The 22563-nt window shown below is 58.1% G+C and carries 19 protein-coding genes; 9 read left to right on the plus strand and 10 right to left on the minus strand.

Annotated features, from left to right (window positions below; translation table 11 throughout):
• Positions 1–48 precede the first annotated feature (48 nt).
• The 4 genes from ACR0L4_RS02660 to miaA form a co-directional block, all read right to left on the minus strand.
• Entirely contained in the window at positions 49–1512 is a 1464-nt protein-coding gene (locus tag ACR0L4_RS02660) for an ABC transporter permease (protein WP_480510375.1), read from the minus strand.
• Between the two features lie 13 nt (positions 1513–1525).
• A complete protein-coding gene (locus ACR0L4_RS02665) occupies positions 1526–2572 on the minus strand; it encodes an ABC transporter permease (protein ID WP_170748676.1) in 1047 nt (348 codons plus the stop codon).
• A 119-nt stretch (positions 2573–2691) separates the two neighbouring features.
• Positions 2692–4362 carry an ABC transporter substrate-binding protein gene (locus ACR0L4_RS02670; protein WP_480510378.1) on the minus strand — a complete coding sequence of 557 codons (1671 nt, stop codon included), beginning with the start codon at positions 4360–4362 and terminating at the stop codon, positions 2692–2694.
• 345 nt (positions 4363–4707) lie between these two features.
• Complete coding sequence (gene miaA, locus ACR0L4_RS02675) at positions 4708–5601, minus strand: tRNA (adenosine(37)-N6)-dimethylallyltransferase MiaA (protein ID WP_480510380.1); 894 nt, start codon at positions 5599–5601, stop codon at positions 4708–4710.
• 97 nt (positions 5602–5698) lie between these two features.
• Between miaA and pyrH the strand changes: the two genes are divergently transcribed.
• From pyrH to ACR0L4_RS02715, 8 genes are all read left to right on the plus strand, one after another.
• Entirely contained in the window at positions 5699–6442 is a 744-nt protein-coding gene (gene pyrH, locus ACR0L4_RS02680; RefSeq protein WP_170748679.1) for a UMP kinase, read from the plus strand.
• A 75-nt stretch (positions 6443–6517) separates the two neighbouring features.
• Entirely contained in the window at positions 6518–7744 is a 1227-nt protein-coding gene (locus tag ACR0L4_RS02685) for an aminotransferase class V-fold PLP-dependent enzyme (protein WP_480510382.1), read from the plus strand.
• A gap of 47 nt (positions 7745–7791) precedes the next feature.
• Positions 7792–9216: a cryptochrome/photolyase family protein gene (locus tag ACR0L4_RS02690; RefSeq protein WP_480510384.1), complete on the plus strand. Its 1425-nt coding sequence runs from the start codon at positions 7792–7794 to the stop codon at positions 9214–9216.
• Between the two features lie 69 nt (positions 9217–9285).
• Positions 9286–10494: a class I SAM-dependent methyltransferase gene (locus ACR0L4_RS02695; protein ID WP_480510386.1), complete on the plus strand. Its 1209-nt coding sequence runs from the start codon at positions 9286–9288 to the stop codon at positions 10492–10494.
• Between the two features lie 15 nt (positions 10495–10509).
• Positions 10510–10950 carry a TrgA family protein gene (locus tag ACR0L4_RS02700; RefSeq protein WP_170748683.1) on the plus strand — a complete coding sequence of 147 codons (441 nt, stop codon included), beginning with the start codon at positions 10510–10512 and terminating at the stop codon, positions 10948–10950.
• A 30-nt stretch (positions 10951–10980) separates the two neighbouring features.
• Positions 10981–12096, plus strand: coding sequence for an NUDIX domain-containing protein (locus tag ACR0L4_RS02705; RefSeq protein ID WP_480510388.1), 1116 nt, complete (start codon positions 10981–10983; stop codon positions 12094–12096).
• Positions 12097–12164: 68 nt separating this feature from the next.
• Complete coding sequence (locus ACR0L4_RS02710) at positions 12165–13199, plus strand: cysteine synthase A (RefSeq protein WP_170748685.1); 1035 nt, start codon at positions 12165–12167, stop codon at positions 13197–13199.
• Positions 13199–15616, plus strand: coding sequence for a DUF3772 domain-containing protein (locus ACR0L4_RS02715; protein WP_480510391.1), 2418 nt, complete (start codon positions 13199–13201; stop codon positions 15614–15616). Before ACR0L4_RS02710 ends, ACR0L4_RS02715 begins: the two co-directional genes overlap by 1 nt.
• A gap of 35 nt (positions 15617–15651) precedes the next feature.
• Here ACR0L4_RS02715 and ACR0L4_RS02720 read toward each other — a convergent pair whose 3' ends face one another.
• The 5 genes from ACR0L4_RS02720 to ACR0L4_RS02740 all read right to left on the minus strand — a co-directional run bounded on the left by ACR0L4_RS02720 (position 15652) and on the right by ACR0L4_RS02740 (position 21513).
• The gene (locus ACR0L4_RS02720) at positions 15652–16329 is read right to left on the minus strand and encodes an SH3 domain-containing protein (RefSeq protein WP_480510393.1); all 678 of its coding nucleotides are present in this window, start codon (positions 16327–16329) and stop codon (positions 15652–15654) included.
• Entirely contained in the window at positions 16326–17990 is a 1665-nt protein-coding gene (locus ACR0L4_RS02725; RefSeq protein ID WP_480510395.1) for a tetratricopeptide repeat protein, read from the minus strand. The genes ACR0L4_RS02720 and ACR0L4_RS02725 overlap by 4 nt, the downstream gene beginning before the upstream one ends.
• A 65-nt stretch (positions 17991–18055) precedes the next feature.
• Positions 18056–19264, minus strand: a complete 1209-nt coding sequence (locus ACR0L4_RS02730; protein ID WP_170748689.1) for an MFS transporter — start codon at positions 19262–19264, stop codon at positions 18056–18058.
• A gap of 75 nt (positions 19265–19339) precedes the next feature.
• Positions 19340–19999, minus strand: coding sequence for a DsbA family oxidoreductase (locus ACR0L4_RS02735; RefSeq protein WP_170748690.1), 660 nt, complete (start codon positions 19997–19999; stop codon positions 19340–19342).
• Positions 19996–21513, minus strand: a complete 1518-nt coding sequence (locus ACR0L4_RS02740) for a class I adenylate-forming enzyme family protein (protein WP_480510398.1) — start codon at positions 21511–21513, stop codon at positions 19996–19998. The genes ACR0L4_RS02735 and ACR0L4_RS02740 overlap by 4 nt, the downstream gene beginning before the upstream one ends.
• A gap of 64 nt (positions 21514–21577) precedes the next feature.
• On the opposite strand from ACR0L4_RS02740, the gene ACR0L4_RS02745 reads away from it, so the two are divergent.
• Positions 21578–22201 carry an XRE family transcriptional regulator gene (locus ACR0L4_RS02745; protein ID WP_170748692.1) on the plus strand — a complete coding sequence of 208 codons (624 nt, stop codon included), beginning with the start codon at positions 21578–21580 and terminating at the stop codon, positions 22199–22201.
• Positions 22202–22208: 7 nt separating this feature from the next.
• Here the strand turns inward: ACR0L4_RS02745 and ACR0L4_RS02750 are convergent, their stop codons facing one another.
• Entirely contained in the window at positions 22209–22430 is a 222-nt protein-coding gene (locus ACR0L4_RS02750) for a hypothetical protein (RefSeq protein ID WP_480510400.1), read from the minus strand.
• Positions 22431–22563: the final 133 nt, after the last annotated feature.

Raw genomic sequence — 22563 nt, forward strand, 5'->3', positions numbered from 1 at the left:
AAAAATATCCTGGGGGTCCGGGGGCAAAGCCCCCGGCCTCGATCACAATCAGTCCTTCAGACTTTCTTCGCGAAGACCGTCAGCCAACAGGTTCAATCCAAGAACCAGCGACAACAGGGCCAAGGCAGGCGGAAGGGCAGGATGCAGGTAGATCGACAAGAGCTTGCGCCCCTCGTTGATTGTCGAACCCCAGTCCGGGCTTTCAGGGGGCAGTCCAAGACCAAAGAAGCCCAATGTTCCCAAAAGGATCGTTGTATACCCGATCCGAAGACAGAAATCGACGATCAACGGCCCCCGCGCATTGGGCAGGATTTCCCACAGCATGATGTACCACGGGCCTTCGCCGCGAGTCTGCGCCGCCGCTACATAGTCGCGGGTTTTGATGTCCAACGCCAGGCCTCGCACGATGCGGAACACGGTCGGAGAATTCACGAAAACCACTGACACAAACACCACCAGAATACCGCCCGGAATATCGAACAGGTCGAGATAGGTCGGCAGGCCCCAGATACTGTAGCTGTCTGTATTGATGATATAGCCCCCGGTCGAGATCAGCGACAGATACAGCCATCCTGCCACCCCGAGAACGCCGATCAACAATGGCGTCCGAAAACTCGGTCGCGTGTAGTAGCGCGAGTTCAGAAGAACACCCAAAAAGATGATCGGGAAGACGAACAGGATCGCTGCCATATAGTTCGGCACGCCAGTTGCGACGATCTCGGGCGTGACCAGCAGGTAGAACAACAAGATCACCGGAAACGCCAGGATGAGGTTGGCCAGAAACGACAGAAGCGTATCCAGACGGCCACCATAGTAGCCTGCAGGCAGGCCAAGTGTGATGCCAACCATAAAGGCAAACATCGTCGCCAGCGGCGCAATCTGCACCACGATCCACGCGCCTTTGACCATACGGCTAAAGACATCGCGGGCCAGGTTGTCGCCGCCCAGCAGATACCAGGCATATTCACCATCTTCGATGTTGGACAACGGTGTCCCCGGAACCTTGTTCTTCATGCCCGAGACCTGCGCCAGCGGGTCATGCGTCACAATCAGATCAAGCGCGCCGAAGATGCCGGTGAACACCCAGAACATCACAAGGCCAAATCCGATCATGCCAATGGGGCTGTCAAACAGCTTGCCATACAGTCCAAGCTTGCGCTTAAAGGCGATCGACATGGCATAGAGGATGATCAGCGACAGCCACACGGGCAGAAACTGCTGCGAAATCGCACCGATGATTCCGGCGCTGGTGCCCAACAGGATACCCAGCACGATATAGGCAACAGCGACCCCGACACTGGCCAGAAAACTGTACCGCAGCGCAACTTGGATCAGGTTCCGTAGCCCCGAGCTTGAGGTCAGTGTGCCATCCGGGTTCACCGTCATCTGATCTTCGGGCAGCACGATGCTGGCCAACATCCAGACAACGATGGACAGGGCCATCAGCCCCAACGCCAAGGCCAATAGCGGGTTCAGGAAGGCGATAGAGCCGGTCCAGGTAAGTGGTTCCATGATCTAACCCTCCTTATGAAATGCGAATGCGCGGGTTGAGGTAGACATAGCCGATATCGGAAATCAGTTGCGTCACCAGCACCACAACAACCGACACGACCGAGATCGCCAACAGCAGTTGGATGTCGTTGTTGCCCGCCGCCTGAACCAGCGCCCAGCCAAAGCCCTTGTAGTTGAACAGGGTCTCGACGATCACCACACCATTCAGCAACCATGGGAACTGCAGCATGATCACGGTGAACGGCGCGATCAGCGCGTTGCGCAATGCGTGTTTCATGACGATATTCGGGAATGACACGCCCTTCAGGCGCGCAGTTCGGATATATTGCGCCGTCATCACCTCGGTCATCGAGGCGCGGGTCATCCTGGCAATGTAGCCCATGCCATACAACGCAATGGTCAGTACCGGCAGGAAGAAGTTCTCGAATGTCGGGTTCTCCATCGCTTGCGTGGCCGTACCCTTGAACCATTTCAACCCAACTGCGGATGAGGTGAAGATGGCGATGAAAATAACGCCCGAGACGTATTCCGGTGTCGCCGTAGTGGTGATCGCAAAGGTTGAAAGCGTCCGGTCGGTTGCAGACCCTTCTTTCATCCCCGCCAGAATACCCAGGATCAACGCTGACGGGACCATCAACAACATCACCCAGAACATCAGCCGCCCGGTCAGGGCTAGACGGTTGCCAACAACGGTTGAAACCTCTTCTTTGAAGACCGTCGAATATCCCCAGTATCCTTGCAGGATACCGCAAAAATTCGGCGATTCTTCGGCTGTCTTGCCGGGTAGAATGCATCGGCCCTGAACTGTGCCGTCTTCATCTGTATGCCGGTACGAGGGCAAAACCCCCAACCATTCGCCATATTTGATCGGCGTCGATTGCAGATAGCCGCCTTTTTCCAGAAAACTCTCGACCTGCTCATCAGACATCCGGAAGTTGCCCTGCGTTTTCGCAAGCTTTTCCAGGTTCGGATAGAGGTTCGTCAGAAAGAACACCAGGAATGTCAGACACAATGCCGTCAAAAGCATGATGCCAACGCGCCTTAGGATAAATAGTCCCATGATAGCCCCTGTTGATAGGCTGGCGTAAATGCCGACAGGCTTTACGCCTCGCTGTTTTTATGGTTGCCGCAGTCAGGACGAAAAGGCCGCGCCCATGTGGCGCGGCCTCGTTTCTTGGCTCAGGACAGGAGGCCGAACTTGTAAAGTTGCGGCAGGTCTGCAATGTGCTTTTCGACACCGACCATGTTTTCCCGGTGGTGGCGCATCGCCGTTCGCCAATATGGCTGGATGGTCACACCTTCTTCGATCATGATCGTCTGCAGTTTGGCCATCACTTCACGACGCCTGTCGACATCAGCGATCGAGTTCGCCTCGGCCAGCAGCGCGTCGAACTCGTCGTTGGCAAAGCCCGATTCATTCCACGCAACACCCGACTTGTAGGCCAGCGCCAGAATCTGGGTGCCCAGAGGACGGTGATTCCAGTTGGTCGACGAGAACGCGTATTTGGTCCAGTCGTTCCAGAAGGTCGATCCCGGAAGAACGGTATGCTTGGCCTTGATGCCCGCGTCGTTCAACTGAGCAACAACAGCCGCAGTGGTGTTGCGGCGCCAGTCATCATCGATGGACTGGACCTCATGCTCGAAATCGCCCATGCCTGCTTCGTCCATAAGCGCCTTTGCACCAGCCGGATCATACGGAATCCGGGTGATCGCCGAGTCAAATTCAGGGTGCATGGGGCCGACGTGGCAGTTGTCGGCGGGAATGCCGTAGCCCGACATGCCCAGCTCAAGACACACTTCGTTGTCGACGGCCATGGCCAGCGCCTGACGAACCCGCTTGTCGCCGTAGATCTTGTTACCGTCCGCATCTTCGGCCAATTGGTTCGGACGGATGACGATGGTAAAGCCCGACGGGATTTCCGAGCGGACCAGACCGATGCCATCAAAGATGTCGACGAACTCGCCGACCGACTCCCAATTCATGTCGATTTCTTCGGCCTCATACGCGGCGAGGAACGCAGCCGGGTCAGTGCCGTAGTCGATGAATTCGATCCGGTCGATATAACCGCCTTTGCCGGCTTCATAGCCCCACCAGTCAAAGCCTTCGTTGCGGACCAGAACTCCCTTGACGCCGACCTCGTGGCTTTCGGGAAGCATGAAGCCCGTGCCAACCGGGTTCGACACCATGTCATTTGCATCAAAGCTGCTGTGGACAATGGCCCCCGGATAGTCCGCCATGCCGGGGATTATCGTGATGTCGGGCGCATTGCACTTCAACTTCACGGTATGAGAATCGACGACCGTAATTGCACCATCTGCGGCCTTTTGGGTGCTGTCATCAACCAGCGATGCCATACGAGACGCCATCGAGTTGCCTTCGAGCGTCGCATCACACCAACCTTCGATGTTGCGGGCCACATCCTCGGCGGTGAAGTCATCACCATTGTTCCATTTCACGCCCTTGCGAACGTTCAGGGTGTATTCGGTGGCATCGTCGTTTGCTTCCCAGCTTTCCAGAAGCATGGGCTTAAACGAGCCGTCGTTGTTGTACTCAACCAGGTATTCCAGCCACCCGGCGGTGAAGGTTGCAATCTGCGTCCAGTCATAGGTGCGCGGATCCTTGAGCGCGCGAACCTCCATCTGATAGCGAATGGTGCCGCCACGCTGAGGCTCTTGCGCTGCTGCGGGCGATTGCAGACCGATCATGCCATAGGCCGCCGGAACGGCAACGCCCAGCGCGGTCACGCGGGCCAGGAATTCGCGGCGGCTCAGACTGCCGTCACGATATTCCCGGGCGTGCATCTCCGCTGCCCAGTGCACCGATGCTCCTGTTGTTGTCTGGTCTGTCATGAATGTCTCTCCCTGTGACACATTTGTTTTTTTGTTGGATGAACAGAACTACCCGGCGCATTTCAGGCCAATTGGTAGGTCAATGGGTTCAGTCTTTTGAATTCGGTTATCCCCATGGCGGTATTCGGCACGAGAATCCTGAGCAGGTCAATGTTAGAATACGACATCAATAGCTAAAAAACGACATGCGCAGATACCCTGAGGCGGTTGCCACTGGCCAAATCAGTGCCGTCCCATCCTTGGGGGAAACGGGCAGGAGTGTGAGAACAACCAACAAAGCCGGCAGAAACTGTGTTTGTTCGCCGTCAGATCAGTCTTGAAAGTCGGAATCAACACGCGTGCGTATCACGTTGATAAAACGATGTGATTCCACGATTTCATACGGGCGCGAAACCATGTGCGTTGACGCTTGGCGAATTGTCGGGTCGAAATGGTCGCCCGTTCCCGCGCTTGCGCCAAAGTCATCCGGCCATCCAGATACGCCATCAGTTCAGGTACTCCGATGGCTTTGCAGGCCGGCAACGATGGATTGAATCGATCCCGCATGGCTTCGACTTCGGACAACGCACCGTTCTCCAGCATCAGATCAAAACGACGGGTGATCCGATCCAGCAGCCATTGTTTGTCGACGTCAAAGACAATCGGAACCGCATCCCGAGCCTGCAGAACCGGTGGCGGCGTGTCCGCCTGCCACGCGGCGAGACTGCGCCCGGTGGTCTGTTGCACCTCCCACGCGCGCTGAACGCGGGCGCGGTTGCTGGCGTCCAGGCGGGCCAGAGTGTCTGGGTCCACCCCGGCCGTCAGGTCTGCAACGTCCATCTGATCCGCCCTGTGCCGCACATCGGCGGGTGTTGGCGGAATCTCAGCCATACCTTCGGTCAAAGCGGCAAAGTACAAGCCTGTGCCACCCACGATGATTGGACGTTGGTTGCCGCATAGCAATGGGACAACCTCGCGCAGCCAATGGCCTGTCGAATACTCCTGATCATAGCTGACGTGTCCGTAAAGCAGATGGGGCGCGCGGGCCTCTTCTTCTGGCGAAGGACGGGCCGAGATTACCCGCCAGCAATCGTAGACCTGGCTGGCGTCGGCGTTGACGATGACACCGCCAAAGGTGTCGGCGATTTGTAGTGCCAGCGCCGATTTTCCCGAGGCCGTTGGCCCGGCAATCAACACCGGTTTGTCCTGCGGAATCAGAGGCAGTTGGTCCCAAATCTGCGCTGTTGTTTGATCGGTCATTGCGGCGTGTCTTATTCCTCAGCATCCGCATTGAATCTGCGGCTGTTTTGCTCCATTTTGCGCCGGAAAATAAACCCGTGCCAGCCCGGAGCGCAATATGAGCCTGACCTCGTCAACCAACACCCCGACACCCAAGTATAACCGCGTCATGCTGAAAATCTCTGGTGAGGCGCTGATGGGGGATCAGGGATTCGGTCTGCACCCACCAACCGTTCAGCGCATCGCGCAAGAGGTAAAGTCGGTCCACGATCTGGGCGTTGAAATCTGTATGGTGATTGGCGGGGGCAACATCTTCCGCGGTCTCAGCGGATCGGCGCAGGGCATGGAGCGGACAACCGCAGATTACATGGGCATGCTGGCAACGGTGATGAACGCGCTGGGGATGCAGTCGGCTCTGGAAGAGATCGGCGTGTTCACGCGGGTGATCTCCGCCATTCGAATGGATGAGGTCTGCGAGCCCTATATCCGCCGCCGCGCCGTGCGACACCTTGAAAAGAAAAGGGTCTGCATTTTTGCCGCGGGAACCGGAAACCCGTATTTCACCACAGATACAGCCGCGACCCTGCGCGCCAATGAAATGGCCTGTCAGGCTATTTTCATGGGCAAGAACGGCGTTGATGGCGTTTATGACAAAGACCCGAAAGAACATGCCGATGCCGTGCGCTATGACACGGTTTCCTATGACGACGTTCTGGCCAAGCGCCTGCGGGTCATGGATGCCTCGGCCATTGCATTGGCCCGGGACAACAACCTGCCTCTGATTGTGTTTGGTCTGGATGAACCCGGCGGTTTCCGCGGTATTCTGGCCGGTGAGGGGACCTATACCAAGGTGCAGGGGTAACCAGTTGGAATTGAATCGGAAAGTCAGGATTTTTCCACCTAGACCCAAGACCAGACGATCACACGAGGCACAGCCATGACGCCGTTGGATGTCGATTTCGTTCGGGCGCAGTTCCCGGCCTTTTCCCAGCCAAACCTTCAGGGGCAGGCCTTGTTCGAGAACGCAGGTGGTTCGTACACGTGCCAACAGGTGATCGACCGGCTGACTCGTTTTTACACACAACGCAAAGTACAGCCCTATGCACCGTTTGAGGCCAGCCAACTTGCGGGTCAGGAAATGGATGAGGCCCGCGCCCGGATGGCCGCAATTCTGGGTGTCGAAACTGACGAGCTTAGTTTCGGGCCCTCTACCACTCAAAACACCTATGTTTTGGCGCAGGCCTTTGGGCAGTGGATGAAACCCGGTGAGGCGATCGTGGTTACAAATCAGGACCACGAGGCCAATTCCGGACCCTGGCGTCGCCTTGCGGACGTCGGGATCGACATTCGCGAGTGGAAGATCGATCCCGAAACGGGCGCATTGAACCCGCAGGATCTGGAAAACCTGCTGGACGAAAAAGTTCGCCTGGTCTGTTTCCCGCATTGCTCGAACGTGGTGGGCGAAATCAATCCGGTGACCGAAATCACTGCCATTGCCCACGCGGCTGGCGCCTTTGTTTGTGTGGATGGCGTGTCCTATGCCCCGCATGGGTTTCCAAATGTGGGGGACCTGGGTCCCGATATCTACCTGTTTTCAGCCTACAAGACCTATGGCCCGCATCAGGGTTGCATGGTCATCCGGCGGACGCTTGGGGACCTGCTGCCCAATCAGGCGCATTACTTCAACGCGGATGTCCTCTACAAACGGTTTACTCCGGCAGGGCCGGACCATGCGCAGATCGCTGCTAGCGCCGGGATGGCTGACTATATCGCGCTGCTCAGCACCCATCATGGCGGCCCGTCTGACGATATTGCCGCGCAGGGGGCCTTTGTGCATGATCTGATGCGCGCGCATGAAGTGGCATTGCTGCAACCGGTTCTGGATGCCGTAAAGGATCGTAACACCGTGCGCTTGATTGGCCCATCGGATGCCGCGCGGCGCGCGCCGACCGTGGCCCTGTCTGTGGGTCGCGCGGCTGAACCCGTCGCGGCCGAACTGGCCCAGCACGGCATCATGGCGGGCGGCGGCGATTTCTATGCGGTGCGCCCCTTGCAGGCGATGGGCGTCGATCCGGTGCAGGGCGTTCTCAGGCTTAGCTTTACGCACTACACGACCAAACAGGAAATTGATCAGCTTTTGAATGCACTTGACCGGGTTTTGTGATCCGGTTTTCGCTGTGCTCCGTAGTGTAAGAAAAAGACGGGGCAGACATGGGAAACGGGCGACCTCCTATCATTGTGTGGTTCAGGCGTGATCTGCGGCTTTCGGATCACCCGGCGCTCAGCGCAGCGGCACGGTCGGGCCGTCCGATCATTCCCGTTTTCATTCTCGATGAATTGGTACAAGGCCTCGGGCGCGCGCCGAAATGGCGATTGGGTCTTGGGCTTGAGCTGCTCTCACAGTCTCTGTCCCAGCTTGGCAGCCGACTGATCCTGCGCCGGGGCGACGCGCTGGAGCAGTTGCGTCAAATCATAGCTGAGACTGGCGCGCAGGATGTGTATTGGTCGCGCGCCTACGATCCCGCGTCGATTGCCCGCGACACACGGGTCAAATCCGCATTGAAAGAACAGGGGATCGAGGCAAAGTCCTTTGCCGGACACCTGTTGTTCGAGCCCTGGACGGTTGCAACCAAGGCCGGTCAGCCATTTCGTGTGTTCACGCCGATGTGGCGGGCGGTGCAGGGCCGAGATGTTGCCTTGCCCGAAAGCGCGCCACCCCGGTTGGAGGCTCCGGTCCAATGGCCCATATCCGACGATTTGACGTCGTGGATGCTGGGGGCTGGGATGAAGCGCGGCGCGCGGGTGGTGGGGCCCTACGTGCGACCCGGTGAAGATGCTGCACGGGACCATTTGGAAGGTTTTCTCAACAACATCGAAAACTACGGCACCGATCGGGACAGGCTGGATATCAAGGGTACCTCAAACCTGTCCGAATACCTCTCGTTGGGTGAAATCGGTCCGCGCAGTGTTTGGCACAGGGTCCAGCGCGCTGCATTCGAGGGGGTGCCGGGCACAGGGTCGTTCCTTCGGCAGCTTGTCTGGCGCGAGTTTGCCTATCACTTGATGTATCACACGCCGCAGTTGGTGTCGGGGAACTGGAAACCTGAATGGGATACGTTTCCGTGGAACACCGACGCTGACACGCCGTATGTGGTAGCCTGGACCCGGGCCAGAACCGGCATTCCCGTGGTCGATGCCGGGTTGCGGGAAATGTATGTGACCGGGCGCATGCACAATCGCGCCCGAATGATCGTGGCAAGTTACTTGACCAAGCATTTGATGTCGCATTGGAAAATCGGAATGGACTGGTTCGCGGACTGCCTGATCGACTGGGACCCGGCCTGCAACGCGATGGGATGGCAATGGGTGGCCGGTTCAGGACCGGACGCATCCCCGTTCTTTCGCATCTTCAACCCGGACACCCAGCAACAGAAACTTGACCCACAGGATGCGTATCTGCGGCGATGGATTGCAGAAGGCCAATCTGATCCAAGCAATACGGCGCTGTCCTACTTTGAAGCCATACCCCGGTCCTGGAGCCTTGATCCCAAAGCGGACTATCCCGCGCCGGTGGTCGAATTACCGGTGGGCCGCGCCCGTGCGTTGGCTGCATATGGCAGCCGAAAAACCCAGTAAGGAACTGAAAACTTGCCAGAAACAGAATTGCGTCCTAGCCTGCAGCAACGACCGCAAAGAGGAGAGCGGATGATCTTGACGTCGACCGAGGGGCAAAGAGGTCTGCCCAGATATTTCGCGCAGGTTTTCAAAATGCTGGGCAAAATGGAATCCGGGCGATTGGATATCACATTGCCGGACGGTCGCGTTTTCCGAATGGAGGGCGCCAAGCCGGGACCGATTGCTGCGGTCGAAATCCATGACGGCGACGTCTTTGCGCGATTGATCCGTGAAGGCGAGCTTGGGTTCTCGGATGCCTATCTGGAAGGACATTGGAGCACTCCTGACCTGCGGTCCTTCATGGACCTCGTGCATCGGGGCTCGGAAACCGTCTACGATGGCTTTACCGGCAAGTTCCTGGTTCAGGCCTATGAACGTCTGCGGTTCTGGCTGCATCGCAACAACCGGAAACAGGCCAAGAAGAACATCTCATACCATTATGATCTGGGGAATGACTTCTACGCGCTGTGGTTGGATGACACGATGACCTATTCCAGCGCCTTGTTTGAGACAGGGCAGGAAAGTCTGGAAAACGCACAAACCGCCAAATATGCCAGCATGGTGGATGAGATGGGGGTAAAACCAGGCGACCATGTTCTTGAGATTGGCTGCGGCTGGGGGGGATTTGCCGAATATGCCGCCAAAGAGCGTGGCCTTCGGGTTACGGGCCTGACAATCAGTCAGGAGCAGTTGAACTTTGCGCGACAGCGCATTGAAAAAGCAGGTGTTTCAGATCTTGTTGACCTGAAGCTGCAAGACTACCGCGACGAGCGCGGCCAATATGATGGAATCGCCTCAATCGAGATGTTCGAAGCTGTAGGACAGAAGTATTGGCCGGTCTATTTCGATACGGTTCGGGATCGGTTGAAGCCCGGGGCGCAGGCCACGCTTCAGATCATCACCGTGGGCGATCACCGCTGGGACTTTTACAAGAATGGTGTTGATTTCATTCAGAAATACATCTTTCCGGGTGGTATGCTGCCGTCGCCGACGATCCTGCGCCAACAGATTGATCTGGCGGGATTGGATCTGGTGCGGTCCAAGGAGTTCGGCAAAAGCTACGACCTGACCCTGCGCCGTTGGTATGACACCTTCAACGACAAATGGGACCAAATCTCGGGCATGGGCTTTGATGAGCGTTTCCGCCGCATGTGGAATTATTATTTGACCGCCTGCGGCGCAGCCTTTGACACGGGCAATTGTGATGTGACACAGATCACCGTAGCAAAGCCCATTTAACGAACGGAATTTGGAATGCCCACCGCCAGTCGTCTCGTCGCCGCTGTCTGTCTTCTGGTTGTGGCGTTTATCGTGTCTGGCATGATCATCGACAACGGGGAAGAGGGTAAGGACTACGGTTACTTTACCTACGTTAACATGGCACTAGGTTGGGTGTGCGGCTGGACGATCATGGGCAAACGGGCGGGGCGCGGCTGGACCGCAGGCGTGAACAACGGGCTGACCGGGATGGCCTCGCTGGTGTTTTGGGCCCTGTTTGTGCAAGGCACATACGAGATGTTTCGGCTGGCAATGCGCCACCGGTATGATGGCCCCTTCGAGGCGTTGATTGCGATCTTCAAGATCGGGGTGGACTACGGACAGCTTCTGATCGAACCCGAAATTCTTATCACCCTGGGGGTTGGGGCAGTGGTGGCCGGAGTGTTGACCGAACATGCGAGCCGCCGCTGGCATTGATCCAAGGCGACAGTCGAGAGTGTAAGCCCCGTGTCTGATCTGTTCTTCTACGGAACCCTACGCTATGTGCCGCTATTGGAGCGTGTTCTGGGCCGTTCCTCAGCCGGATTGTCAACGTCCGGTGCGACCTTGGCGGATCACGCGGTCTACGCCGTACAGGGACAGGTTTTTCCGGTGATCCAGCCCGAGGCCGGGGGGCAAACCGCCGGATTGCTCGTGCGCGACCTGACGGAACAGGATTTGGCGCGGCTGGCATATTACGAAGGCGGGTTTGACTATGGCCTGCACCCCTTGACCGTCCTGCTTGATGACGGGACCGAGGCCGAAGCACAGGTCTTCCTTTCGGAGTCAGGAAGCTGGGTGCCCGATGGTCTGTGGTCGCTGCAGGATTGGACTGCCAAGCTGGGCGAGGTCACGGCGCTCGCTGCCGAGGAAGAAATGGCTTTTTTCGGCAGGGTTGCGGCTTCGGACATGGCGCGCAACATGCCCGCGATGCAGACGCGGGCCTGGTCCAAACTGTTTGCGCGGCAGCGGCGAACGGGTGACACGCGCGATGTTTCAAGGGATGTGATCGTGCACCGGCACCACCGCGCCTATGTCAACTATTTCGGAATGGAAGAGATCGACCTTCAACACCGCCAGCATGACGGAACCATGGGGCCCATCCTTAAAAGGGCAAGTTTGATGCAAGGCAGTGCCGTTGCAGTCCTGCCTTACGATCCGGTGCGCGACACCGTATTACTGATTGAACAGTTCCGCCCTCCGGTCTTTTTGCTGGAAGACCCCGAGCCGTGGTTGTGGGAGGCCGTAGCGGGCATGATCGATCCGGGCGAAACCCCGGAGCAGGCCGCCCATCGTGAGGGCAAAGAAGAGGCTGGCCTTACCTTCGATACGCTGCACTACGCGGGTGAGGCGTACTCTTCCAGCGGTTCGTCAACAGGGTATGTCTATTTCTATGTCGGGTTGGCGTCTTTGACATCGACCACCATGGCTGGCGGCCTGGATACGGAAGGGGAAGATATCCGCAGCGAGATTCTACCGTTTGAAACGTTCATCGATAGGGTGGACCGCAGTGTTTTCAAAGATTTGCAGCTGTTGAATCTGGCTCACTGGTTGGCCCGGCATCGTGACCGTCTGCGCGGGTAACTATCTCGCTTGTGGTTGTCGCACGGCAACTGTAAATCTGCTTTGATACGTAATGAAATGAGGGCACCATGCGCATTGCACGAGATCTTGCCGACGCAGTCGGAAAAACACCGCTGATCCGGCTAAAGCGCATCAGCGAAGAGACCGGTTGCGAGATTCTCGGCAAGGCCGAGTTCATGAATCCCGGACAATCCGTCAAGGATCGCGCGGCGCTCTATATCATCCGAGATGCGGTTGCGCGGGGTGAACTGAAACCCGGGGGCACCATTGTCGAAGGCACGGCAGGAAACACCGGGATCGGTCTGGCCCTGGTTGGGGCGTCGATGGGATTCAAGACGGTCATTGTGATCCCCGAGACCCAGTCGGAAGAAAAGAAAGACATGCTGAGACTGGCAGGCGCGCAATTGGTTCAGGTTCCGGCAGCGCCCTACCGCAACCCCAACAACTTTGTGCATTATTCGCGCCGTTTGGCCGAGGAACTTGCTCAGACCGAACCGAACGGGGCGATCTGGGCGAACCAGTTCGACAATGTCGCGAACCGGCAGGCCCATGTGGAAACCACAGGTCCCGAGATTTGGGAACAGACCGACGGCAAGGTTGATGGCTTTATTTGCGCTGTCGGATCGGGCGGAACGCTGGCTGGTGTGGCCGACGCGCTGCAGCCTAAAGGCGTCAAGATCGGCTTGGTCGATCCGATGGGTGCGGGGCTCTATTCCTACTACACCACGGGCGAGATCGCGATGGAGGGCGGCTCGATCGCGGAAGGTATCGGGCAAGTGCGCATTACCAAGAACCTCGAAGGGTTCAAGCCGGATTTCTCGTACCAGATGACCGACAACGAGGCTCTGCCTTATATCTTTGATTTGCTGCGTGAAGAAGGTCTGGTCATGGGCGGCTCGACCGCCATCAACATGGCGGGCGCGGTGCGTCTGGCCAAGGAGTTGGGACCGGGCCACACCATCGTGACGATCCTGTGTGACTATGGCACTCGCTATCAATCCAAGCTGTTCAACCCGGAATTCCTGCGGGAAAAGGAACTGCCGGTACCGGATTGGATGACCGAAGCGCCGCGTAGCATCCCGGGTGTTTTCGAGGACGTATGATGCTGCGACAGGTCCGCCTGTTCTTTGTTTTTGTCACCCTGATTTTCATTGGGCTGGGCAGCATTGCCTCGGCCCAACTGACAGACCGACAAAGCGAATTCTATCAGGGCTGGATCAGAACGGCAGACCGCGCCGAAAACGTGGTCGAGATCGATCGGGCCTCGAATGCGGCGATGGAACAACTGCGCGCCGACATCGATAGCTATCGCAGCACGTTCAATACCGCTCGCAACGCAAATGCGGATCGGATCCAGACCCTAAAAAGCCAGCTGACGGCTTTGGGACCCAAGCCCGAGGACGGTACGGACGAACCCGCAGATATCGCGCAGTTGCGTGCCCATCTCAACGAGCAACTGGACAGCCTGCGTGTCCCTCGGATCATCTCGGAAGAAGCCTTTAGCCGGGCCAACGGCCTGATCAGTGAAATCGACCGTATTCTGCGGGAAAGGCAGAAAAAAGAGTTTCTGCAAAGAGGTGCGTCTCCGCTTAACTTCCAGACATGGCCCGGCGCTTTGCTGGATATCAAAGAGGCGTTTCTTGGGCTGTTCAACGAAACGGTGGCCAACCTAAATTCCGCCGTGACCAGAGAGCGGTTGCAGAATCAGGCCCCGGTCATTCTGGTGCTGGTTTTCGTGGCTGCCGTCCTGCTGATTTACGGCCGAAGGTGGTCCGAGCGCGGTGGGGACTATCTGCGCGGCCTTGGAGGGCAGGGAACCGGCGCTTGGACGTTTGTCATTTCACTGTTGCGCATCATCCTGCCCTGGGTTGGGGTCGTGGCGCTGACTGCGGCGATTGACCTGTCTGGCGTTCTGGGGCTGCGGGGCACATTGTTGCTGCAACAGGTTCCCTATTGGGCCGCCGTGGTCCTTGTTTTCGATTGGGTTGGCAGGCAGGTCTACTTGCTGAGTGCGGCGCAGAACTTCCGCAGATTGTCCGCGCGCCAGATCAAAGAAATTCGCATCTATGTCGACATTTTGGCCGTGATGCTGATCCTGCAGGACATTGTCGATCTATTCGAGAAAATCGAAAACATCTCGGATTCGACCCGCGCCGTTGTCATCTTTCCGGTTATTGTCGTCACCTCATTGCTGCTGCTGCGCATTCGACAGATCCGACAATCGGATGCTCCGGTCGAGGGTGAAGAGGGCGCCCCAAGCGGGCGCAATGCAGGGTTTTCTCAACTGGTCGAGATCATTCGGCGCGCGGTTTTCCTGCTTGGAATGGGCGCGCCGATACTGGCGATGTTGGGCTATACAAATGCTGCCGAAGCCATTGTTTTCCCGGCCGTCAAGACACTGATCCTGATTACCGTACTGGTTATCCTGCAGCGCTTTATCAGTGCGCTGTACGGCTGGTTGACAGGTCAGGGTGACGCGGCCCGAGATTCGTTGTTTTCCGTGCTCGTCGGCTTTTTCCTGGCGTTGGTATCGATTCCTCTGCTGGCTTTGTTCTGGGGTGCGCGCGAGGCGGACCTGAGCGAGATCTGGTCTCAGATCATCATGGGATTCAGTATTGGCGGGGTTACGATTTCCCCGTCCAATTTCCTGACCTTCGTGGCGATTTTTGCAATTGGCTATGGTCTGACACGCCTGTTGCAGGGAGGATTGCGCAATTCGCTGCTGCCCAAAACCCGCATTGATCCCGGCGGGCAGAACGCCATTGTTTCGGGTACGGGCTATGTCGGTATCTTCCTTGCGGCGTTGGTGGCCATTACGGTCGCCGGGTTTGACTTGTCGTCGCTGGCGATTGTCGCGGGCGCGTTGTCTGTCGGGATCGGCTTTGGCCTGCAGACCATCGTGTCAAACTTCGTGTCAGGCATCATTCTGTTGGTTGAGCGGCCGATCTCGAAAGGAGATTGGATCGATGTGAACGGCATGATGGGCTATGTGCGCGATATCTCGGTTCGGTCGACCCGGATTGAGACCTTTGACCGGACAGATGTCATCGTTCCGAATTCGGACCTGATCAGCGGCGTTGTCACCAACTACACCCGCGGCAATACAATCGGGCGCGTGATTGTTCCCGTTGGTGTGGCCTACGGGACCGACACACGCAAAGTTGAATCCATTCTGGGTGACATCGCAAATGCGCATCCGATGGTGCTGGCCAATCCCGCTCCCAGTATTGTGTTTCAAGGGTTTGGTGCAGATTCACTCGATTTCGAAATCCGAGGAATTTTGCGGGATGTGAACTGGGTTCTGTCCGTTAAGTCGGACATGAATCATGAGATCTATCGTCGCTTTGCCGAGGAAGGCATTGAGATCCCATTTGCCCAGCGCGATGTCTGGATTCGCAACCCCGAAGTGTTGCGCCCGGATCAAGAGCCATCAGAACCGCCAGCGCCTCAAGGCCCCAGTGCAAAGCCCGTTTCCATGACCGAAGCGGATTTGGACGCGGATGGCGGCGACGAGCTCTGACACTGGGATTCAGCCCCGATTTCAAAAGACGTTCCTCAGTCTCCCGTCACAAACGTGCACAGCTGCCAGTCGCCGGTTTCCGATTTCACCAACGCCGCGCGATAGCCGGTCATGGACCACAGGAAGTCGCTGTGTACATAGCCCAGCGCGCCGTCCGTCAGACGGACCAACTGGTACTCTGAGCCGGTCTTGTATTGTTGTACAAGCACAACCTCATGGCTGATCAGGTCCGCGATGGGTCCTGCACGTGACGGTTGGCGACGGAAGGACACATCCTGACCGGTGACGAAATAGGCAATTTGCGGATCGAGCGCGGCGGGCAGGGTGATCTGCCATTGGTGCGGCATCCAGAATTCGCCCTGATCATCGAAATAGCCCGGTTGGGACAGCGTATCTTCCAGTGCAGACCAGTAGGCTTCGCGCAGGCGCTCGGCTTGATCCCGGGTGTCGTCGGTCAGGGTCTCGGGCGGCAAGGTCAGGTTCCGCCGAAATACTTCCGGGCCACTTTCGGGGCCGTGGTTGATATGAATGTCCGGGCAGGCGGCGGCAATCACAGCCTCGGTATTGCGGGCGGCGACCTTTGCACGCAGATCGTCGCGGAACGCCGCCAGCGATGGATCAATGCCCGCCTGATCTACGGGTGGAAAACTCTGGCGGTCCGCCCAGGCTGGCCCCCCGATCAGGATGGTCAGCGCGAGTGTCAGTGATCTCATTCGGCAGCTCTCATCGCGGCTTGGGCGCAGAAACATGATGCCCCGACCGCACCGTCGGCCCGCGCCAGCGCAAGATCAAGCCGTTGTTTGATCTGTTTGATTTCAATCGCTTCTCCGCGCGCTTTCAAACAGTCATGCAGGCCTTTCAGGCTCCAGACATTGTCCGGGTGGATCGAAGCGCGGCTGAGCTCTCCGCCCAGACCCAGATCTTCGCGATAGACGGCTTCGGCTTCGGCCACGTGGCCCTGTTCAAACAGTAAGGCACCAAGCGCGTGCCGCGTGGGCTGCATCCAACCCCAGGGTTCGTCATAGGGCAGAGTGTCGTCCAGCTCGACCGAGCGGCGCAGGTGCCCAAAGGCGATCTCGAAATTGCCTTTGCGATACTCGATCTCGCCGCGCAGCATTTCCGTTGCGATGTCCAGCAGATCAATGACACGGTTATTGTGCAGGCGTCGCGTTTCAGGCACGCAGGCCTTGGCGCTGAGGAAGAGTTGTTCCTCGGACTCAGCCTTCGCCACATCGCCGGTCGCGGCATGGGCAACGGCGCGCGCGTAGTGCGTGGTGGCTGTCAGCGTGCGAAACAGGTCAGGGTCTTCGGGCAGGTCCAGGGCCTTGGCTTCTTCCCACCGGCCAAACCGGATCAGGATATGGGGTCCCATCGACATGTAGCTTTCGAAGTAATCCGCCATCGGTGGGCTTTCGACGCGCAGCATTTCTTCGGGTGTGGTGTCCCACAGCCCCTGGTTGGCGCGCAGCGCGGGTTCGATCTGGCCCAGAAACAGCGCGCCGTAGATGGTAAAGTGGTAATTGTGTTGACGATACCCCGTGTAGATGTTGAACGCGCCTTCGCGCTCATAGTATTTCAGATCAGCGACCGAGGCTTTTTCGTTCCAGTGCACTACGTTCTGGTAGTGCCCGCAGAGCACATCGATATGGGTCGGCATATGCACCAGATGTCCGGCGTCGGGGACCAGAGTGCGCAGCACGTCGCCCGCTTTCAATGCCTTCTCCGGGGTCGGTGACATCTCCATCAAGTGGACATAAAGGTGCAGCAGGCCGGGGTGGGACATGGCGGCGGGGTCATTTTCCATCGCCCATTCCAACGCTTCTTGCGCCTCAAGCGTCGCGGCTCCGTCGGCGGGTGCTCCGGTGCTCAGGTCCCACATCTTCCACGGGGTCAGGTTCAGCAAGGATTCGACAAAGATGGTGCGCAGGTCCAGATGGTTTGGCTGGGTCGCAAAAGCGGCCCGCATCTCGTCCGCGAAATCGAAATCCCATTGATGCATGTCCTGAACCGGCTCGCGCTGTGGATAGCGGGCGGGCAGTGCCTCGATCAAGGCCTTTTCGACCTCGGTGCATCCATCGCTTAGCGCCAACGCCTTTTGCGCCGCGTCATAAGCCAGGGCGAGCGCTTTTTGTTGACCCTGATCATCCTGCAATTCCCACGGCAGGTTGTAATTTGGACCCGCTGCATAAGCGACGCCCCAATGGGCCATGGCGCAGGCCGGATCATGTTCGACAGCTTTCTGGAAACAGGCCACGGCTTCATCGTGATTGTAGCCATAGGTCCAGACCAAACCCCGGTCGAACCAAAGTTGCGCCTCTGCCGAAAGTGTCGAAACAGGGCAGGTGTGCGTGCCCAGATCGTAGTCATAGCTCATCAGAAACCTCCCCCCAAACAAAGGGTCGAGATCAGATTAACGCGGTTTTTGGCGCCTGCACAGGGTCAGGCAGGCAGTCGGTTTTCAATCCGGCCCATATGTACCATCAGGCCAAAAGCGAGAACGCACATGATCAGGATACCGGTGGTCAAAGGGGTGATCGAGCCGTCGAACAACAACCCGACCGGAGCGGCAATGGCGGCGGCCAGCACGGTGGCAACCGAGCCGATGACCGAGGCGGCCATGCCCGCGATATGGCCCATCGGCTCCATCGCGATGGCATTCAGGTTGCCAAGCGTCACGCCAGCCATAAAGAAAACAGATGTCTGCCACGCTACAAACAGCGCAAATGACGCGTTGGCCGACAAGGGCATCGCGTTCAGAAGAATGACCACCCCTGTGATCATGATCTGCGCCCCCATGGCCCATGTCACCACGCGGCGCATTCCCACGCGCACCACAATGGCCGCGTTCAACAGGCTGGCGGAACCGGACATCAGTGCCACAAAACCGAACCAGAACGGGAAGCTGTCCGCACTTTGGTGGACAATGTCATAGACGGGCTGCACCATCGTCAACATGGTGAACAAGACACCCATGCACAGCGTTTGAACCATGATCGACAGGCGCACTGTGGGGTGGGCAAACATTTCTTTCGTTGCGGCAACCATCAGCGGCACGCGGAAGGGACGGCGATTTTCTGAAGCCAGAGACTCGGGCAGGCGCAGACCCATCCAGATGCAGACGATCAGAGCGAACAGAATGAACAGGGCAAAGATGCTGCGCCACCCGGACAGGGCAATAACACCTGCGCCCAGCATCGGTGCGACAGCGGGGACCAGAGTAAAGATCATCATGGCAATCGAGATGATGCGCGCCATCACGCGACCCGAGTAGAGGTCGCGGATGATCGCCAAGGCCACAACGCGCGGACCTGCAGCGCCCAGTCCCTGCATCACGCGAGCAGCCAGCACCAGTTCCAGCGAGGAACTGGCCCAGGCTACGGCCGAGGCAAGGATATACAGCGCCACGCCGCCGTAGATGACAGGTTTGCGCCCGAACGCATCCGACAGCGGGCCGGTAAAGAATGTTCCGATCCCCATGCCCAACACAAAAGACGTCAGGATCAATTGTGCACGGTTGACGTCGTCTGGGCTCAGCTGCGCGCCAATTTCGGGCAGGGCGGGCAGCATCGAGTCGATCGAAAACGCGATGGTGGAAAACATCATTGCGATCAGCGCAATGAACTCTCCGCGGGACATGCGATTGGCCATGGGCACTCCTTACCTGTTCGCGCTATCACGGCGGATCAGGTTGCACCAGACCGGAATTTTGCACAGACTACTGTGCTATTCTGCAGAGGAAGCCTCAAGTTGAGACATGATGTCCCCAATCACTTTTTCCCACATTTCAGGGGGTTGCGCGCCCGGAACAGCGTGTTGGTTGGCAACGATGAAGGTCGGAACAGAATTGACGCCCATTTCCCGCGAATGGGTATCACGGTTGCGGATATCGTCCCGATCTGCGTCTGACTTCAGCAGCTTCATCACGACGGCGGCGTCCATACCCGCACTGTCGGCGATGTCTGACAAAACTTCGGGGTCGCCAATATCGCGCGCCTGAACGAAGTAAGCATCGAACAAGGCATCCACCACAGCGTTCTGTTTGCCTTCGATCCCGGCCCAGTGGATCAGGCGGTGTGCGTCCAGCGTATTGGGTGTACGTTTCATGCCCTCGAAGTCGATCTTGAGTCCTGCATTTTCGGCGTGCTCGACCACGGGGGCGTAGGCCCGCACTGCGCCGTCTTTGCCACCGAATTTGCCTTCCAGATAGTCGCGTCTGTCCATGCCCGCGTCCGGCATGTCGGGGTTCAGCTGGAATGGATGCCATTCGATGACGAACGGATGATCGGGTGAATTTGCCAGGGCTTTGTCCAAATGGGTTTTACCGATATAGCACCACGGACAGATCGGATCGGACAGGATATCAAGCTTGACGGTCTGGGTCATTTGGCGGTCGCCTTGAAATAGGCCGGCAATGCGCGGCGCAGGAGTTTGCCGTTGCCGCCGGTCGGCAACTCGGGAAGGTGAACAAAGGCGCGCGGTTGCTTGTAGCGTGCCAGGTTGGCTTGGACATAGGCCTCAAGGGTCGCATCGTCCAGTCTTTCAGGGCCTGTATAGAAGGCTGCTATCACAAATGTGTCCGCTTTGACCTCGACCGCCGCCGCGCCGACCTGTGTGATGCCCGGGAAGTGGGACAGAGCAGCCTCGACCTCGACCGGAGAAACCCGGTAGCCACCCGCATTCATCATGTCGTCATCCCGCCCTAGATAGGTGATCTGGCCATCCACGGCCATAGCGCCCTGATCGCCGGTCAAAAACCAGTTGCCCTGCATCCGCGACGCGACCTCATCGGGGGCGTTCAGGTAGCTCAGCATCAAGCCGGGGTCCGAGCGGTGGATGGCGATGGTTCCCTCCTGTCCCTGTGGGACCGGTCCGTCCGATCCAAGGATCGCAACGCGGCGGCCAGGCTGTGGCTGCCCCAGCGCGTCCCCCCGCGCGGGGTGGGCCGGGCTGGACGAAATGAAGGTCGAGCATTCGGACATGCCGTATGCTTCGTAAAGTTCGGTTCCGGTGGCGGATCGCCAGTGTTCGTGCAGCGATCGGGACAGCTTTTCCCCTGCGCAAAGGCCATGGCGCAGGTTGGGCAAATTGATCGCCTCTGTGCCCTGCAGCATTTTACGAACGACGCCCGGGGCAGCAGCAAATATAGTGGCGCGATTGCGTCGCAGAAGCTGTGGAAGATCGGCGATATCTGTGCCGGGTTCGGGGATCAGGGCTGTTGCACCGATGGTCCACGGATCCATCAGTCCGGTGCCCAATGTGTAGGTCCAGTTAAACGCACCTGCGTGGCACAGCCGGTCATTCTGTGTCAGGCCGTACCAGCCATCAACCATCATCTGACGGGCCCAGATCGCGCGGTGCGCATGGGCCACGGCCCGTGGTTTACCCGAAGTCCCCGAGGTATAGACCACATAGGCCAGCCGCTCGGGGTCGCCCAGATCGAATTCAACTGCCGGGAGGTCGCGCATCGCAATCAGGTCGGGCAGAAGGATCTGATCGGGATGCGCCGCACAGGCCACCGCCGGATCGCGCAGAATTGCCGCGGGTGAAAGATCATCGATCATCCGCGCCGTTTCCGGTTCGGTCAACTGGGACGAGGTGGGAACCGGTACGATGCCGACCGCAATCGCCCCAAGATAGGCGATGGGGAACTCAACCGTGTTTCCGAGCCGCATCAACGCAATGTCACCGGGTTTCAGCCCGGCCTGCAGCAGCCCTGCGCCTGTCCCCAAAATGGCGCGTTTCAGTCGGTCATAACTCCAGTCGTCCACGCCTTCCTTGCGCAGAACCGACAGCGCGGTTTTTTCCGACAATTGATCCGCGTTGCGCAAAACATACGCGGCCAGATTGAACGGAGCGGGGCAGGGCGGTGGTGGGCCCTGATCAAAGATCGACAACATGGTGTCTGGCTAGCGCGGCGCAAGTCGCGTTGCAAGCGCGGTTGGCTGGCCCTATAGAAAGACCATGAGCACCCAAGATCAGACTTCACTTATCCGCATTGCCCGTGAATCCGGCATCGAAACCGAGCTGGAACCTTTGGACCTAGGTGCACGGGTGCGCGAATTGCGCAAGGCACGCAACTGGACGCTGGAACAGGCAGCGACACAGGCGGGGCTGGCGCGCTCGACCCTCAGCAAGATCGAAAACGGGCAGATGTCGCCCACTTATGATGCGTTGAAAAAACTGGCGACCGGTTTGGAGATATCGGTGCCGCAGTTGTTCACGCCGCCGCAGCGGGATCAGGTGATCGGGCGCATGGCGGTGACGCGGATGGGGGCCGGAACGGCCCATGCCACCGCGACCTATGAACATGAGTTGCTGGCCGAGACACTGACCAAAAAGCACATGTTGCCCTACCGGGCACGGGTACGCGCGCGGTCAATGGATGAATTCGACGGTTGGGTGCGTCATGACGGTGAAGAGTTCATGTATGTTTTGACCGGAGTCGTGCGCCTGTTCACCGAATTCTACGAGCCGGTTGAGATGCGCAGAGGCGACAGCGCCTACTACGACGGCAGCATGGGACACAATGTGATTTCCGTCAGCGACGAAGACGCGACCATTCTGTGGGTGACGTCCCTGAGCTAGCGTTGCTTCAGTTCAGTTCCCGGTTCAAAGCTTCCGTGAACAAGAAATCCTCGACCTCTTCGTGGGCTTCCGTGATGGTCAGGTGATGGCGTTCTGCCAGATAGGCCTCGAACTGTTTGCGATCTTGACTGACACGCGCCATATCCTGCGCGCGCAGGTTCGGGAAACGACGTTTGGCCCGGGCGTAGCACGAGGTCCAATCTTGTGTCAGGTCTGTCCAGTTCATCATCTGCGAGCTTTCCTTGGTCGGTTTTCAGGACTGCTCTCCCCTTCAATAGGGTACGAACGAGGTGACGCAACGTGAGACATGACAAAATGTCGCACTTTGGATGAGCGGATTTCCGGTGGAGCAAAGCCCTCTG

Source organism: Ruegeria sp. AB5 (assembly GCF_056542645.1).